A 729-nucleotide genomic window follows, 5' to 3' on the forward strand; every position below is an offset into this window, starting at 1 on the left:
GCCGGGGCGGCGACCCCAGCGCGGCCAAGAATGCCGCCCGCAAGGCGCCGACCATGACGGAGTTTTGCCACACCTTCATGGAGGACTACTCCAAGCAGCGCAACAAGCCCAGCACGCAGCGCGGCTATCAGGGCGTCATCGACCGCTGCATCATCCCCATCATGGGGCGGATGAAGGTGCAGGACGTGAAGCGCCCGGACGTGGCCGCGCTGATGAAGAAACTGGCTCACAAGCCGGCCGAGGCGAACCGTGCCTTTGGCGTGCTGCGCAAGATGTTCAACCTGGCCGAAGTGTGGGGGCTGCGCCCGGACGGCACCAACCCTTGCCGGCACGTCCCGATGTTTCCGCCCGGCAAGGAAACCCGGCTCATCGTGGACGATGAACTGGTGCGGATCTTCCGTCACCTGGAGCACTTGGAAGCCGAGGGACTGGAGAACTACGTCATCCCGCTGGCGATCCGCCTGCAATTCGAGTTTGCCGCCCGCCGCTCCGAAATCTGCCCGCTGGAATGGGGCTGGGTTGATCTGGAAAAGCGCCGGGTGGTCTGGCCTGACAGCAAGACCGGCGGCATTTCCAAGCCCATGAGCGAGGAAGCCTATCGGCTGCTTTCGACGGCGCCGCGCCGGGAGGGCTCCCCCTACGTCCTGCCGTCGCCCAACGACCCGGCCCGGCATCTGACGCATGGCGAACACTATGGCGGCTGGAAGCGCGTGCTCAAGGCCGCCGGGG

1 protein-coding gene is annotated in these 729 nt (G+C 66.1%); it reads left to right on the plus strand.

Going from position 1 to position 729, the window contains the following annotated elements; genetic code table 11:
• On the plus strand, positions 1–729 hold a 729-nt coding region (locus BSZ31_RS12360; RefSeq protein ID WP_206018660.1), incomplete at both ends, for a site-specific integrase.

The sequence above is a fragment of the Limnobacter sp. SAORIC-690 genome, from assembly GCF_002954425.1.
GTDB classification, from domain to species: domain Bacteria; phylum Pseudomonadota; class Gammaproteobacteria; order Burkholderiales; family Burkholderiaceae_B; genus Limnobacter; species Limnobacter profundi.